Here is a 13,369-nt window from a genome sequence, read left to right as displayed (position 1 = left end):
CCTTACGCCCTGCCGAGCACATGCTTGAGACCGCCCAGCACCTGGGTGATGGGCGTCTCTTCCTGAATGCCCTGCTGCAGGAAGCTGGCGATGGCAGGATAGCGCTGGACCGCCTCGTCCATCTGGGGATCCGCCCCGGGCTGATAACCCCCCAGGGGCAGCAGCTCACGCACCTGCTGGTAACGGCCCCAGAGCTGGCGCAGATTCACCGCCAGCCCCTGCCATTCGGGAGAGACCACCTGAGGCATCACCCGGCTCACCGAGGCACCGATGTCGATGGCGGGATAGTGCCCCTCCTCCGCCAGGCGGCGGGTCAGCACGATGTGACCATCGAGAATGGCCCTGGCGGAATCCACCACGGGATCCTGCTGGTCATCCCCTTCCGCCAGCACGGTATAGAAGGCGCTCAGGCTGCCCTCGGGGTGCGTGCCGTTGCCCGCCCGCTCCACCAGCTGGGTGAGCAGGCTGAACACCGAGGGCGGATAGCCGCGGGTCGCTGGAGGTTCGCCGATGGCCAGCGCGATTTCCCGCTGGGCCTGGGCGTAGCGGGTCAGGGAGTCCATCAGCAGCAACACATCCTGACCCTGTTCGCGGAAATATTCGGCGATGCGGTGGCACAGCTGGGCGGCGCGCAGACGCATCAGGGGGGACTGATCCGCCGGTGCCGCGATCACCACGGCGCGGGCAAGCCCCTCGCTGCCCAGGCTGTGTTCGATGAACTCCCGCACCTCCCGGCCACGCTCGCCGATGAGCCCCACCACCACGATGCGGGCGCTGGTATTGCGGGTCATCATGCCGAGCAGCATGCTCTTGCCCACACCGGAACCGGCAAACAGTCCCAGACGCTGACCCTTGCCCACCGTCAGCAGCCCATTGATGGCCCGGATGCCCACGTCGAGCGGCTCGCGCACCGGGGTGCGCAACAGGGGATTGGGAGGGGAGGAAAACAGGGGAACCCGTTCCCCTTCCTCTTTCAGGGGACGGCCGTCCAGCGGTTGCAGCAGGCCATCCACGACCCGGCCAAGCAGATGCTCGCCGACCCGGATGGTCTCCTCTCCGTCGACGGGCAGCACCCGGGCGCCGGCATAGAGACCGCTCATGGGCTGGAGCGGCATCAGGTAGGAAATGTCCCGGTTGAAGCCGACCACTTCCGCCAGCAGGGCGGCGCCGGTGGCGGTCTCCACCTCGCAGCGCTGCCCCATGATGAGCTGGCACCCCACGACTTCCAGAGTCAGGCCGGTCACGCGCACCAACCTGCCATAACGACGATAGCCGGGCACCTCCTCCAGGCTATCGAGGGCACAGGTCAGCGCCTGTTGCAGCGCATCATGCATCCGAAGAGAGTTCCAGGGTCTGGTTGAGTTGTTCTATGCAGCGGCCGAGGCGCTCCCCCGTGTTGATCTCGACCACCGCGGCCCGTGTCTCGATGCGGGCGTCCCCCACGGCCAGTGCCGGGTCCACCTGCAACGGCCACTTCTCGCAGCGGGTCACCCCCTGCTCGGCCAGGCGCTGCCGGTCTCCTTCGTTGAGGTAGATCACCAGCTCTTCCGACTCGCTCGGCAGGCTGGCCATGGCCTGCTCCACCTGCTGGAGCACCTGCTGGGGATTGAGGGTGAACTCGGCCTGGATCACGCGCTTGGCCACCTGGGCCACCAGCTGTGCGACCAGGGCCTTCTGTTCCAGCATCCGGGCCCGGGTCAGGGATTCCCACTGCTGCTGCAGCGTTGCAAAGGGCACCATGGCCTCATCGAAGGCGGCACGTCCCTCGGCCAGCCCCTGGGCCAGACCACGCACCTGTCCCTGTTGCAGCCCCTTGGCTTCCCCCTCGAACAGGCCACTGGCCAGCCCCTGCTGGTAACCGGTCTGATACCCTTCCGCCTGCCCCTGCTCCAGCCCCTGCTGGTAGCCGTATTCGAACTCTTCCTGCTGGCTTCTGGCCTCTTCCCCGCTCTGGCCCAGTGTCGGGAAGCGGTAGAGACGGGTGGCACCTGCCGCCAGTTTGCGCACATGCTGACTCATGCCTGTCTCCTGTTAACTGACGGTGGGCTCTTCGAACAGCTGGAACTCGATCTCGCCCTGCTCCACCAGCTCGCGCACCAGCTTCATGGCCTCTTCCCGGGCCTGCTCCACCTTGCGCAGGGAGACGCTGCCCTGATCCTGGATCTGGGCCTCCAGTGCCTGTGCCATCCGTTTGGGCATGGCGCCAAGCACCACCTTACGGAAACCGGCATCGGTGTTCTTCAGGGCCAGGGCCAGCAGATCCGCTGGCAGCTCCTGCACCAGACGTTGCAGGGTATCGTCGCTCTGGCGACGCAGGGCCATGAAGTCGAACATGTTCTTCTCGATTTCGAGGGCCAGCTCACCATCGTGCTCCCGCAGCAGGGTGAGCATCTGCTCCTTGTTCCCCTGATAGCGATTGAGGATATCGGCCACCTGGCGCACCCCGTTGACCTTGGCGCCGGACTGATCGGCCACATAGGCGAGGCAGCGATCCAGGGTGAGCCGCAGCTCACCCAGCACGTGCTCGCTGACCGAGCTGAGGCTCGCGACCCGCACCAGCAGATCGTCGTGCACCGACCCCGGCAGGGCATCGAGCACGGCAGAGGCGGTCTGGGGTGGCAGGAAGGCGAGCAAGACAGCCTGCATCTGGGGATGCTCATTGCGGAAGAAACGGGCCAGCACATCCGCCGGCACCCATTGCAGACGCTGGATGTCCTGGCTCATCGCATCGCCATAGAGGCTGTCGAGCAGGCTGCGGGAAAGCCGCTGGCCCAGCGCCAGATCCAGGGTCTGTTCCAGATATTCCCGGGAGGCGCTGCCGATGCCGCTCTGCTCGCGATACTGGTTGAAGAACTGCTGCAGCGTCCACTTGGCTTCTATCGAACTCACGCCGGAGAGGCTGGCCATCTTGGAGATGAGGCGCTGCACTTCGTCGCGGGACAACTTCTGCATCACCTTGGCCGCCGCCTCGGTGCCCATGCTCAGCAGCAGGATCGCGGCTTTTTCCAGATTGTCGATGTCGATGTCGACCGCGTTCTGATTCAGATTAACGTTGCTCATTGCCACTCACCCATTGTCTGACCACTTCCGCCACCCGGGCCGTGTCCTTGTCTACCAGTAGTTGCAGGTGCTTGAGCTGGACTTCCAGCTCGGAACCCGGTTCGGGCAGCGCCTCCAGATCCAGGGAGGAGAACTGGGGCTCGAGCCGGAACTCGGACTGAGACTGGGACAGGCTATTGCCCGTCGCAGACTCTTCCAGTTCCCCATCCCCTTCCCGGCGCATGGAGAGGCCCATGGTCGGCTCCTGCTCCTCGTCCGGCTCCTGTGCGGCATCAGTGTCGGGATATTGCTGGGTACGCACCAGGTGCTTCACCAGAGGACGGATACCGAAGAACACCAGGGTCAGCCCCAGCAAACCACCCACCAGGTAACGCAGGGAGTCTTGCCAGTAAGGGGTTTCCAGCCAGCTCGACGCTGGCGGCTCCACCGGCACCGCACCGGTGAAATCGAAGACCTGCAGGCTGATCTGGTCGCCACGGGAGCCGTCAAAGCCCACCGAACGCTCCACCATCTGGCGGATCTGCTCGAGCTGTTCCGGACTCCACCCCTCCTTGGGGGCGCTCTGCTGATTGAGCAGGATGGAGACATTCATTTTCTCCAGTCGTCCCTGCTGATAGCGGGTATGCACTATGGTGCGGCTGCTTTCATACTGCCTGCTGACTTCCTGCCGCTCGGTGCGGGTATCGTTCTTGGCAGGCTCCTGGGCAGCATTCCCCTCGGTGGCGGCCTGATCGGTCTTGGGAGCGGTTTCGGGCGGTCGATTGGAGAGCGCACCGGGGATACCGAGGGCCAGGGCATCGATGGTCTTGTCCGATTTGTTGGACTCCCTGGTCACCACGGCATTGGGATCGAGCTGTTGCTGGGTCTCTTCCACCGCATTGAAATTGACGTCCGCGGCGATCTGCACCCGGAAGTTGCCCGTGCCCAGCATGGGGGAGAGCATGTCGCTGGCACGCTGGCGAATGTACTGCTCCAGCTTGCGCACATATTCCATCTGCTGGACGCTCTGCTTGCCGAAACCGGCCTTGTCGCCGAGCTCGGCACTCAGCAGCTGGCCGCTTTGATCCACCACGGTGACGGCCCCGGGCTTCATGCCGGAGATACTGCCCGCCACCAGGTTGGCAATCGCCTCGACCTGGCCCGGCTCCATGGTCTGGCCCGGTTGCAGATCCAGCATCACGGACGCGCTGGGTTTCTCCTCGTCGCGCCCCACGAACAGGGTCCGCTTCGGAATGGCCAGATGCACCCGGGCACTGCGCACCGCATCCAGGGAGATGATGGTTCTGGCCAGCTCCCCTTCCAGGGCATGGCGATAGCGCGCCCCTTCCATGAATTCGCTGGTGCCAAGGCCTGTGACGTTGTCGAGCCCCTCCAGGCCGGACGGCATGGCCGCCCTCACGCCCCGCGCGGCCAGCGCCATGCGGATGTGGGCCAACTGGCTTTCAGGCACCAGGATCTGGCCGGAACTTTTCTCCAGCCGGAAGGGTACCTGCTCCTTCTCCAGCATCTCCATGATGTTGGCGGTGTCGTAAAGCTCCTGCTTGCCGTAGAGGGGCACGTAATTCTTGCTGGAGGTCCAGAGGATGACCACTATGGTGGCGGCAACCACGGCGGCCAGCAGCGCGATGGTCAGAATGGATTTGTTGTCGCGAGACAGGGTACGCCAGTTGCGAACCCCGTCCTGCACCCGGGCCAGCAGGGAGCCCGACGCCCCCGGTGCGGAGGATACCAGTTCAGTCATGATCAACCTCAGAGCGGCATGCGCATGATGTCATCAAAACCCGTCATCAGTTTGTTGCGCACCTGCATCAGGGCGGAAAAACTGAGACCGGCCTTCTGGCTGGCCACCATGGCCCCCACCAGATCGTCGCTCTGACCCGCATCGACGGCGGTCATCAATCGGGAGGCGATGTTCTGCTGCTCGTTGACGCGGCCGACGACGTCGCGCATGGCGTCGCTGAACGAGACGCCTGACGCCTCGTTCGGTTCGATGGAAGGGGGTTGACTGGCGACTCGCTGCATTTCCTGCATCTGCTGCAGGAGCGTCACCTGTGATGACATGATCTCAATCTTCACTCGGTTATCCCTTAGTTTTGTATCTGCTGCTCGACATCGATGCCCTGCTCGCGCATGGCAGCCAGCTTGTATCTAAGTGCCCGGGTCGTCATTCCGAGGGCTTCGGCCGTGCGTGTCCGGTGACCACGGAAACGGCGCAACGTCTCAAGGACGAATTGAAATTCAGCATGCCGCTTGGTCTCGCTGAGCCCCTCGGGGGCCGCAAGCGCCTGCGGTTGCGGGGTGTCGGCTTCGGCGGCGTAATGGGGCAACATCAGATCGACGGCCTGAATATGCAAGCCGCGAGCCATAATTAGCGCTCGCTGAATCACGTTGTCCAGCTCACGCACATTGCCAGGCCAGTCATAGGAGAGCAGTTGCTGACGGGCACTCTCGCCGAGGCGATAACCCTGCTGTGCGGCGTAGCGTTCGATGAAGTATTCCGCCAGAGGCAGGATGTCATCCCGCCTCTCCCGCAGTGCCGGCCAGCTCATGGGGAGCACGTCGAGCCGGTAGAAAAGGTCCTCGCGAAACGCGCCCTGCAGCACCAGCTCCCTCAGGTCCCGGTTGCTGGCGGCGATGATCCGCACATCCAGCGCGATCACCTGATGACTGCCGAGGCGTTCCACCTCTTTCTCCTGCAACACCCGCAGCAACTTGGCCTGCAGCGCCAGCGGCAGTTCGGAGATCTCGTCGAGCAGCAGGGTGCCGCCCTGAGCCAGCTCGAATTTTCCCTGCTGGTTGGCGGTTGCCCCGGTGAAGGCCCCCTTGCTGTGTCCGAACAGGATGGATTCGAGCATGGCTTCCGGGATGGCCGCACAGTTGATGGCCACGAAAGGCTTGCCGGCCCGGCTGGACATCTCGTGGATGTAGCGAGCCAGTCGCTCCTTGCCTGTCCCTGATTCGCCACCGATGAGGATGGTGGCCGATGTCTTGGCTGCCCGCCGGGCAAGCTGCAACACCTGCAGGCTCTGGGGGGACGTGGCGATCAGATTGGGAATGGCCTGGCGCAGGCGCAGGGCCCCTCTCACCACATCGAGGATCTGGCGCTGGCTGAAGGGCTTGATGATGTAGTCGATGGCGCCGGCCCGCATGGCTTCCGCCGCCAGGTAGGCCTGATGCTCGTTGACCAGAATGACGCAGTCGGTCCCTGCCAGCGTCTGCACCATGGCGGGCCCGGCCTCGGTCATGACCGCCATGTCGAGCAGAATGAGATCGACCGCATGGTTCGAGAGAAATTGCTTGGCCAGCGACACGGAATCGACACAGGAAACACGATAACCGGCACTGAGCAATATACGTTCAACATCGTTTCCATTTGATAACGAAGCGGAAACTAATAATAAATGAGCATGCATTTCAATACCGGTCGGTATTGAATTTTCCTTGCTAGATAAATCAGAAAACATATATCCCGAACCTGTGATTGCACATGAATCAATCAACAGAACTGATGCGTGAAAAATAAAGACACACAAATAGAGACCGCACCCATTATTGAGTGAATAGTCTGTATCGGTATAAAAACAAGGCGGGAAATCATGGCCTTGGTAACCCCGCTATCATTAGCATCAATGCTGTTAGACCGGAGGCTTTGCGTCCTGACTTTTCAGTTCAGTTTGCCTTTATCATGCGACGACCCGTATTTGGATGGCATGGCTACGTTGTCCCTGAAGCCATGTGATACATCCGACTATTTCTATTTTTTTCTTAACTGTCAGTATGTATCGCGTCAAAAGTCGTCACATGATAGCGGCTTTATATGACAATTCAAGCAGATATGCGGAATAGGCGCTTCCTGTCCCTGTGACGCCAAGGCAATTCCACTTCAGCCCAGAGTCCCGATGACTTCGACTCGCAAATCTTCCGGTATCTCGTTATAGGAGAGCACCTTGAGGCCTTTCGAGAAGGAACGGGCATAACGGGCTATCAGCGGTCTGAGCTGGGGCATCACCACCAGCACGGGCGCATATCCCTGTTGCTGCAGTTGCTCCTTCACCAGCGGCATATTCTGCTGCAACTGCGCCAGCAACTGGGGATCGACCGGGAAGCTGTCCAGCTGGATCTTGCCCTGCTGCTGTGACTGGCTCATGGCCGTCAGCAGGGTCTGCTCCAGCCGGTCATCCAGGGTGAAGGCCGCCAGCACGTCGCGGGACCCGATCGCCTGTCTGACGATCTGGCGCTTCAGTGCGCAGCGCACATCGGACGCCAGCAGGACGGGATCCTTGGTCAGCTCGCTCGCATCCAGCAAGGTGGTGGCGATGGTGCGGATGTCGGTGAGGCTGATCTGCTCCTTGAGCAACTGGCGGAAGACCCGCAGTTGCTGCATCTGGGTCAGGGCCAGATTGAGCTCTTCCGCAAGACGGGGGGACTGGGTCGCCAGATGCTGGCCCAGCTTGCCCACCTCGTCATGACCAAACAAGCCGTCGAGCTGCTCCCTGAGCAGCTTGCTGGCGTGAGTCGCGATGACGGTGGCGGAATCCACCACCGAGTAGCCCAGATTGAGGGCCTTGGCCTTGTTGTCCGGCGAAATCCAGACCGCACTCATGCCATAGGCAGGATCCTGTGTCAGCTCGCCATCCAGGGCGCCATAGGTCTCACCGCTGCTGATGGCCATCAACCGCTGGCAATCCACATTGCCCGAAGCCAAAGGGATGCCGGATAGCTTGATGCGGTACTGATCCGGCTGCAATTGCAGGTTGTCCCTCACCCGGATCTCGGGTAGCAGGAAGCCGTACTGCTCGGAGAGTGTCTTGCGAATACCGCGCACCCGGGCCAGCAGCTCGGCCCCCTTGTCCGCCTCCGCCAGCGGTACCAGGCGATAACCCAGTTCGATGGCGACCGCATCCACCGGGGGCAGGTCCTGCCACTCCAGCCCCTGGGGCTCCGGCTGCACCATCTGGCGCGTCAGCGCCTCAGCCGCATCCAGCGCGGGATCCTGCACCCGGCGCTTGCTGACGCTCCAGCCGGTCCAGGCCAGCACGGCCGCAAAGCTGAGGAAGGCCAGCATGGGCATGCCGGGAACCAGCCCCAGGATCAGCATGACGGTCGCCGCCGTGTAGATCACCCGAGGAGAGGCCAGGATCTGCTGGCCAACCTGATCCGACATCTCCCCTTCGTCACTCACGCGGGTGACGATGATGGCTGCAGCCGTGGACATCAGCAGGGAGGGGATCTGGGCGACCAGACCGTCACCTATGGTGAGCAGGGCATAGATGCGGAAGGCATCGGAAACCGGCAGCGAGTGCTGGAAGATGCCGATGGCCAGGCCCCCGACCAGGTTGATGATGAGCACCAGCAGACCGGCGATGGCATCACCACGCACGAACTTGGAGGCCCCGTCCATGGCCCCGTAGAAGTCCGCTTCCCTGGCGATCTCCTCCCGCCTTGCCCGGGCCTGGTGCTGATCCAGGGTCCCCGCATTGAGGTCGGCGTCGATGGCCATCTGCTTGCCCGGCATGGCGTCCAGGGTGAAGCGGGCGGACACTTCCGAGATCCGCTCGCCCCCCTTGGTGATCACCACGAAGTTGATGATCATCAGAATGACGAAGACCACCAGACCCACCACGTAGTTGCCACCGATGACCACTTCGCCGAAGGCCTGGATCACCTTGCCGGCCGCTTCGTTGCCCTCATGGCCGTGCAGCAGCACCACCCGGGTGGAGGCGACGTTGAGGGAGAGCCGCATCAGGGTGGCCACCAGCAGCACGGTCGGGAAGACGGAGAAGTCGAGGGGCCGGCGGGCCGAGACGGAGACCAGCAGCACCAGCACCGCCAGCACGATGTTGAAGGTGAACAGGGCATCCAGCAGCCAGCCTGGCAGAGGCAGTATCATCATCGCCAGGATGGCCAGCAGCATCATGGGGATGGCTGTATAGGATTGGGTAAAGACACGCCAGTTCACAACTTACCTCTCAGGTTGACGTAATTCGGGCGGCACGTGCAGGGGGGCAAGGGGATTGGGTTTCCTGCCCTTGCCAGCCTCATAGGCCCGTAGCTGCAATACATGGTTCAATACATAGGCGACCGCGGTGTACAGACCCGCCGGCACCTCCTGATCCACCCGGGTGGAGTAGTAGATGGCCCGGGTCAGCTCGGGCAGGCTCATCACCCGCTTGTCATGGGCTTTGGCCACCTCGCGGATCCGCTCCGCCATGCCGTCCACCCCCTTGGCAATCACATAGGGGGCGTTGGCCCGCTCGGGATCGTACTTGATGGCCACCGCATAATGGGTCGGGTTCACTATGATGACATCGGCCTGGGGCACCCGCTGTTCGATGCGGGCCCTGGCCAGCATCCCCTGCACCTGGCGGATCCTCGCCTTGATCTCCGGACGCCCCTCGCTGTTCTTGTGCTCGTCCTTGACCTCCTGCTTGGTCATCTTCAACTGCTTGTTCAAGGACCAGCGCTGGTAGGGCACATCCAGCACCGCGATGAGCATCTGCACACTGCCTAGCAAGATGAATGCCTGGGAGAGGATCCGCAGCGCCTGTTCCATGGCCGCCTGGGGCGGCATGCGGTTCATCATCATCAGGGTGGGCCACTGGTGCTGGAGCATCATGGCCAGGGTGCCGCCGATCAGCAGCACCTTGAGCAGGGATTTCAGAAGTTCCATCAGACTGTGGGTGGAGAACATCCGCTTGAGCCCCTTGAGCGGGTTGAGCTTCTCCCCGCTTGGCATCAGCTTCTTCCAGACCAGCACCATGCCGCCAGGAACGCTACTGAGCAGCACCAGCAGCAGGGCCAGCACGCCGAACAGAGGCAGCAGCACCCACAGCATCCCGATCAGGGCGTCCGCGGTCCACTGGATCATCATCTGGGGATCCCGTGCCCCTTGCCAGTTGAAACGCTGAGGCTGCTTCATCAGCTCGGCAAAGAAGAGCCCGAAACTCGGTACCATCCACTGCATGACCAGACCGCCGACGAGCAGCAGGCCGGCCGAGCTCAACTCCCTGGAACGTGCAATCTGGCCCTCTTCCCGCGCCTTGCGCCGTTTCTGGGAAGAGGCCTCTTCGGTTTTGTCCTGGGCGCTGTGCTGGCTCATGTCGGCGTCAATGCCCTGAGCTGGGTCAGCACGTAACCGACCAGATCCAGATAGCGGGCCGGGACGCCGCTGATGGAGATGGCCATGGTGAGTAGCCCCAGCAGCAACGTCATGGGGAAGCCCAGAGAGAAGATGTTCAGGGAAGGGGCCGTACGATTGAGCACCCCGAAGGTGAGGTTCACCATCAGCATGGCCACCACGGCAGGCAGGGTCAGGATGAGGGCAGCTCCGATGCTCCAGCCAAACAGGCCGATGACCCCCTTCAGATCGAGGACGTAGAGCGAGGTTCCCGGCGGCCAGGTGCGCAGGCTCTGCACCAGGACATCCAAAGTCACCAGATGGCCGTTCAGACCGAGGAACAACAGGGAACAGAAGACCAGCATGATCTGGCTGACGATGGGCGCCGTGTCTCCGTTGGAAGGATCGTTCATCACCGCCATCCCCAACCCCATCTGCATGGAGAGGATCTGCCCCGCCATGGTCATCACCATGAACAGCATCTGTATGCAGAGCCCGAACAGCAGACCGAACAGCAACTGCTCCAGGGTCAGCACCATCATGCCGGCACTGAGGGGATCCAGCGCCGGCAGGCCTTTCATCATGGGGGCGATCAGCAGACTGATGACGAAGGCCAGCAGGATGCGAACCTGTGCAGGCACCCGGCCGTCGCCGAATACCGGCATCACCCAGAAGGCGGCCGCGATGCGAATGAAAGGCCACCACCACTGTCCCAGCCAGGCGGTCAGCTCGGCCGCACTGAACGACAGCAGGGAGTTCATCCGATAAGCCCGGGGATCTTCTGGAACAGGTCGGCGAACAGGGTGGTGATCTGCGACAGCAGCCAGTTTCCCGTGAAGATGAGGGTCAGCAGGGTCACGATGAAACGGGGCAGGAAGCTCAGTGTCTGTTCCTGGATCTGGGTCGCCGCCTGGAAGATGCTGACCACCAGCCCGACGATGAGACCGGGCACGATCAGCACCGAGACCATGATGACCACCAGGTTCACGGCCCCGCCCACCAGGGCCACACTCTGTTCGGGGGTCACGTCAGCCTCCCCCGCCGAAACTGGCCGCCAGGGTACCAACCGTCATGGACCAGCCATCCACCAGCACGAAGACCATCAACTTGAATGGCAGCGAGATGATGAGAGGGGAGAGCATCATCATCCCCATGGCCATCAACACGCTGGCGACCACCAGATCGATGACCAGAAAGGGGATGAACAGCATGAAACCTATCTGGAAGGCGGTGTTCAGCTCGCTCAGCACGAAGGCCGGCAACAGCACGCCGAACGGCACCTCGCTCTTGGCGAGGGTGGTCGGCTCTCCGGAGATGCGCAGCATCTGCTCGAGATCCGGCTCCCGGGTCTGGGCCAGCATGAATTGGCGCAGCGGTTTTTCGGCGCGGGCCAGCCCTTCCGTCAACGTGATTTCGTTCTGGTCGTATGGCACGAAGGCGTTCTGGTACATCTCGGTCCAGACCGGCCTCATGATCACCAGGGTCAGGATCAGGCTGATGCCGATCAGCACCCGGTTGGGTGGGCTTTGCTGCAATCCCAGGGCCTGACGCAGGATGGCCAGCACTATGATGATCCGGGTAAAACTGGTCATCATCAGCAGCAGGGTCGGCAGCAGACCCAGCAGGGTCATGAAGAAGAGGATCTGCAGCTTGACGCTGTAGTCCTCTCCCCCTGCTTCGCTCGGCGATACCGAGAACAGCGTCATGTCCGCGCCCCAGCTCGGCAACGCCAGCAGGAGCAGGGCAACCAGCAGGTAACGCATCAGTCGTTCATGCCGCGCAGCAATTTGGTGTCAACGACGTCCACCAGCCGCAGCCCGTATTTGCCGTTGACCACCACCACCTCGCCCCTGGCCAGCAGGCGCCCGTTGACGCGGACATCCAGCGGCTCGCCCGCCAGCTTGTCCAGCTCGATGACGGCCCCCTCTTCCACCTTCATCAGCTCGCCCAGCGCCACCTCGGTGCTGGCCACTTCCAGCGTCACCTTGACCGGAATGTGATGAAAGAAGGAGAGATCCCGCTGCTTGGTACTGCTGGTCGGCGCCATGTAGTCGGCCGCACTCGGCATGCTGATGTCGTCCCCAAACAGCTGATCCAGGCCATCCAGATCCAGCGGGTCATTCATGTTGTGCTCGTTCACGATTCGACTACTCCTCTACCACTGTTGCGACCTGGTACACCAGGCTGCCTTTATGCTCGGCAATGCGTCCATTGAAACAGGGGCGCTGGCCGATCAGGGCCGGCACCACCTCGGGTAAATCCAGCGAGAGCACATCTCCCACCTTGAGGCATTCGAGATCCGCCAGCGTCATGGACATCTGCCCCATGACTACCCGCAGCCGCACCGGCACCTGGATCAGCGCCTCCTCCAGTTGCGCCACCTGCACACGCTGACCTTCAGCGATACCGGGCGCCTCTTCGGGGGGCGCCAGCCAGAACTGCCAATCGTGCTGGCTGCCACCGGCCAGCATACTGGCCTGCGCCTTCCAGAGCGGGCCTGCGGGCAGGGCCTCCCGGGAGATCAGATTCAACTGCCAGGAGAGGTCTCCCTGACCTTGACAGGTCGACCAGATTTCCACCTGGTACTGGCACAGCCGCAGCAGCAGTCGCTGTTCGGTGTCGGTCAATCCCCTGCCATGGGGTGCCGTGGCCCCCTTGTGTTGCAGAGTGCCGCCGAAAAACAGCACGGCAAGCCGATAGATGACCGCAGGAGAGATGGAGAAAAAGGCGACACGCTGGGCATCCAGAGGAGTACGGGCTTCGACCCAGACCTGATGATCATCCTCCTCTTGCGGCAACGCAGAAGAAAAGTCCTGGTAACCCAGATCGCAATCCGCCGCATTGAACAACTGGGCCATGCAGCCCGACGCCTGCTGGGAAAAGACGCTCAGTTGGGTGTTGAGTTGCCTGAGACGGGCCTGATTGGCCCTCTCGACCCCCAGCAAGTCATATTGAGGCAGGGCTTTGCCCCGCTCGGCACAGATCAACCGGGAAGGGGTGTGCATTACGCCGCTTGATGACATTACAAATCCACCTTTGCCATTTTCATCTCGTCCTGCTGCATGGAGACATGCCGGCTCCATGATCGATACCGATAGCCCAGACGACACAGAGCGACCGAAAGGGGCGAGAACTTTATTACAAAACCCCAAAAGGCGCCACGCGACCGCGTGACCAGCCGAAAATAAAAAT

At 62.2% G+C, this 13,369-nt stretch carries 13 protein-coding genes and 1 riboswitch; all 13 genes read right to left on the bottom strand.

What is annotated here, in order from left to right; all coding sequences use genetic code 11:
* Positions 1-2: 2 nt before the first annotated feature.
* The 13 genes from lfiI to lfiM all read right to left on the bottom strand — a co-directional run bounded on the left by lfiI (position 3) and on the right by lfiM (position 13,200).
* Entirely contained in the window at positions 3-1,334 is a 1,332-nt protein-coding gene (gene lfiI / locus BN1120_RS05450) for a lateral flagellar FliI-like assembly ATPase LfiI (protein ID WP_041214019.1), read from the bottom strand.
* Positions 1,327-2,019, bottom strand: a complete 693-nt coding sequence (gene lfiH / locus BN1120_RS05445) for a lateral flagellar assembly protein FliH (protein ID WP_042015070.1) — start codon at positions 2,017-2,019, stop codon at positions 1,327-1,329. Before lfiH ends, lfiI begins: the two co-directional genes overlap by 8 nt.
* A gap of 12 nt (positions 2,020-2,031) precedes the next feature.
* Positions 2,032-3,060: a lateral flagellar motor switch protein FliGL gene (gene fliGL / locus BN1120_RS05440; protein WP_041211827.1), complete on the bottom strand. Its 1,029-nt coding sequence runs from the start codon at positions 3,058-3,060 to the stop codon at positions 2,032-2,034.
* The gene (gene fliFL, locus BN1120_RS05435; RefSeq protein WP_407923534.1) at positions 3,047-4,792 is read right to left on the bottom strand and encodes a lateral flagellar M-ring protein FliFL; all 1,746 of its coding nucleotides are present in this window, start codon (positions 4,790-4,792) and stop codon (positions 3,047-3,049) included. Before fliFL ends, fliGL begins: the two co-directional genes overlap by 14 nt.
* A gap of 17 nt (positions 4,793-4,809) precedes the next feature.
* Positions 4,810-5,136 (bottom strand): lateral flagellar hook-basal body complex protein LfiE, encoded by a 327-nt coding sequence (lfiE, locus tag BN1120_RS05430; protein ID WP_080767903.1) that lies wholly within the window; start codon positions 5,134-5,136, stop codon positions 4,810-4,812.
* Positions 5,137-5,147: 11 nt separating this feature from the next.
* Positions 5,148-6,410: a lateral flagellar response regulator transcription factor LafK gene (lafK, locus tag BN1120_RS05425; RefSeq protein WP_269475233.1), complete on the bottom strand. Its 1,263-nt coding sequence runs from the start codon at positions 6,408-6,410 to the stop codon at positions 5,148-5,150.
* A gap of 251 nt (positions 6,411-6,661) precedes the next feature.
* Positions 6,662-6,749, bottom strand: a riboswitch (cyclic di-GMP riboswitch).
* A gap of 194 nt (positions 6,750-6,943) precedes the next feature.
* Positions 6,944-9,019: a lateral flagellar biosynthesis protein LfhA gene (gene lfhA, locus BN1120_RS05420; protein WP_041211829.1), complete on the bottom strand. Its 2,076-nt coding sequence runs from the start codon at positions 9,017-9,019 to the stop codon at positions 6,944-6,946.
* 3 nt (positions 9,020-9,022) lie between these two features.
* Positions 9,023-10,159 carry a flagellar biosynthesis protein FlhB gene (flhB, locus tag BN1120_RS05415; RefSeq protein ID WP_041214022.1) on the bottom strand — a complete coding sequence of 379 codons (1,137 nt, stop codon included), beginning with the start codon at positions 10,157-10,159 and terminating at the stop codon, positions 9,023-9,025.
* Positions 10,156-10,938, bottom strand: a complete 783-nt coding sequence (gene lfiR / locus BN1120_RS05410) for a lateral flagellar biosynthetic protein LfiR (RefSeq protein WP_042015068.1) — start codon at positions 10,936-10,938, stop codon at positions 10,156-10,158. Before lfiR ends, flhB begins: the two co-directional genes overlap by 4 nt.
* Positions 10,935-11,204 (bottom strand): flagellar biosynthesis protein FliQ, encoded by a 270-nt coding sequence (fliQ, locus tag BN1120_RS05405; protein ID WP_041211832.1) that lies wholly within the window; start codon positions 11,202-11,204, stop codon positions 10,935-10,937. The genes lfiR and fliQ overlap by 4 nt, the downstream gene beginning before the upstream one ends.
* Position 11,205: 1 nt before the next feature.
* Entirely contained in the window at positions 11,206-11,940 is a 735-nt protein-coding gene (gene fliP, locus BN1120_RS05400; protein ID WP_041211833.1) for a flagellar type III secretion system pore protein FliP, read from the bottom strand.
* Complete coding sequence (lfiN, locus tag BN1120_RS05395) at positions 11,940-12,317, bottom strand: lateral flagellar motor switch protein LfiN (protein WP_042015066.1); 378 nt, start codon at positions 12,315-12,317, stop codon at positions 11,940-11,942. Before lfiN ends, fliP begins: the two co-directional genes overlap by 1 nt.
* Before the next feature lie 7 nt (positions 12,318-12,324).
* A complete protein-coding gene (gene lfiM, locus BN1120_RS05390; protein WP_167418736.1) occupies positions 12,325-13,200 on the bottom strand; it encodes a lateral flagellar motor switch protein LfiM in 876 nt (291 codons plus the stop codon).
* Positions 13,201-13,369 lie beyond the last annotated feature (169 nt).

It is taken from the genome of Aeromonas caviae (assembly GCF_000819785.1).
Classification (GTDB): Bacteria; Pseudomonadota; Gammaproteobacteria; order Enterobacterales; family Aeromonadaceae; genus Aeromonas; species Aeromonas caviae.
The sequence above is the reverse complement of the archived record's forward strand: the minus strand, read 5'-3'. Positions and strand labels throughout refer to the sequence as shown.

Coding starts and splice junctions, on each gene's coding strand:
- lfiI (WP_041214019.1), bottom strand. CDS start 1,334: ATGCATGATGCGCTGCAACAGGCGCTGACCTGTGCCCTCGATAGCCTG.
- lfiH (WP_042015070.1), bottom strand. CDS start 2,019: ATGAGTCAGCATGTGCGCAAACTGGCGGCAGGTGCCACCCGTCTCTAC.
- fliGL (WP_041211827.1), bottom strand. CDS start 3,060: ATGAGCAACGTTAATCTGAATCAGAACGCGGTCGACATCGACATCGAC.
- flhB (WP_041214022.1), bottom strand. CDS start 10,159: ATGAGCCAGCACAGCGCCCAGGACAAAACCGAAGAGGCCTCTTCCCAG.
- lfiR (WP_042015068.1), bottom strand. CDS start 10,938: ATGAACTCCCTGCTGTCGTTCAGTGCGGCCGAGCTGACCGCCTGGCTG.
- fliP (WP_041211833.1), bottom strand. CDS start 11,940: ATGCGTTACCTGCTGGTTGCCCTGCTCCTGCTGGCGTTGCCGAGCTGG.
- lfiM (WP_167418736.1), bottom strand. CDS start 13,200: ATGTCATCAAGCGGCGTAATGCACACCCCTTCCCGGTTGATCTGTGCC.